The 1,466-nt window shown below is 60.8% G+C and carries 2 protein-coding genes; both read right to left on the bottom strand.

Features of this window, described 5'->3' with window-relative positions; all coding sequences use genetic code 11:
- Positions 1 to 159 precede the first annotated feature (159 nt).
- A complete protein-coding gene (gene icmT / locus ACZ4FV_RS52320) occupies positions 160 to 429 on the bottom strand; it encodes an IcmT/TraK family protein (RefSeq protein ID WP_009684370.1) in 270 nt (89 codons plus the stop codon).
- A partial coding sequence (locus ACZ4FV_RS52315; RefSeq protein ID WP_465328531.1) for a type IV pilus twitching motility protein PilT occupies positions 422 to 1,466 on the bottom strand: 1,045 nt, incomplete at its 5' end. The genes ACZ4FV_RS52315 and icmT, both read right to left, overlap by 8 nt.

Raw genomic sequence — 1,466 nt, 5'->3', positions numbered from 1 at the left:
GACAAGGTGAAGCCTGCCCGGGCCAGAGATGGATGCGCGATCAGCGCGTCGCTCGCCAGCCCTTTCATCTGGCGGAAGCCGTCATCTACTACCGCGAGTACTACATCATCAGCTCCGACCGCGGCCGGAGAATTGTTTTTCGAAGCCATCATGCTCCCCTTATTTGATTTTTCTTTGCGGCTTGTGCCACCACGCAACGCCGTACCGAACCGGCCCGGCGATCCAACTGCGCAGGGCGCGTAAAGCCACCACCATTGAAATTCCAAGCCACTCCAGCACCCCGAAAAGCACAAACACTGCGAGCGCTGCGCCCATCGTCCACGGCCGAATGTGCATAAGAGCCAAAGCAAACGGGAACGCCGCCCGTGCATCGAAAATGAAGAACCGCACCGTGAGGGCGGTATTACGCCATTCGTTTTTTCTAGGCATGAGCCACCTCCAGCACACCGAACGGCGCCTGCGAGGTCGCCTCGGCCGCCTCGCCCTCCGCCCGGAACAGATCCACCTGCGTTTGATCGATGCGTCCTTCCGCGTGCAGACGTTCCGCGTCCTGCAACATCGACTGGCCGAACTGGGCCAGCAGCTGGCCGGCGCGATACGGCAGAAGCGAGATGTTGGTTGCGGCCGTTTTGAGCAGCTCGTTGCGGATGTAGCTGTTGAACACCAGGTGTTCCCGCACAGCGCAACGACGACCATCTGTGGAGCGCACCAAGCGCTGGCAGACGATGATTTCGATGTTCCCGATCACAGCCCCCATGATCGAGTAGAGCTCCTCGACCGGGCAGGCCTGGATCAACCGCAGGAAAGTGGTCTGTACGCTGTTGCTATGAAGAGTGCTGAGGACGAGGTGACCCGTTTGCGCTGCGAGCACCGCCGCCTTGATGGTTTCGGCGTCCCGCGACTCACCTACCAGGATTACGTCTGGATCGCGACGCAGTGCGTTAACGACTCCCAGAGCGAACGAAGCGACGTCGGCCGGCACGTCAGACTGGTCGATCTCACAGGACGTGGTTGCCAGGGAGTCCAAGCGGTACTCGATCGGCGCCTCAAACGAGACAATGTGCGTGTCGGACTCGGGATCCTCGGCGATCTTGCGAATCCACGAGGCGAGCGTCGTCGTCTTGCCGGCGCCGGTTTCCCCCGTGATGAAGACAAGACCCTGCAGTGGGAACAGAGCCCGCCAGAGATCCGCGTGGTACTCCTCCTCTCGCGCTGCAGGCGGAACTTCTTTCAGCTCCCGCATGATCACGGAGATGCCGAAAGCACCATCAATGCGAACGCCGGTGGCACACCAGCGGAAACGGTAGTCTTTCTCGCGGTTGACCTTCACTGAGAAGGCCTGGTCCAACGGCGTACCCTTGCGAAGTTCAACCTCGGCGTTAGCCCCGTACATCAGCACCACCAGACGAACCACCTCAGCATGCTGCAGCGGCCTGGTAGTGAGGCGAACCAGTCGCCCATGCACC

This window comes from Embleya sp. NPDC025285 (assembly GCF_055558835.1).
The sequence above is the reverse complement of the archived record's forward strand: the minus strand, read 5'-3'. Positions and strand labels throughout refer to the sequence as shown.

Bases quoted from the DNA above. Each gene is read 5' to 3' on its own strand.
- icmT (WP_009684370.1), bottom strand. From the start codon at position 429: ATGCCTAGAAAAAACGAATGGCGTAATACCGCCCTCACGGTGCGGTTC.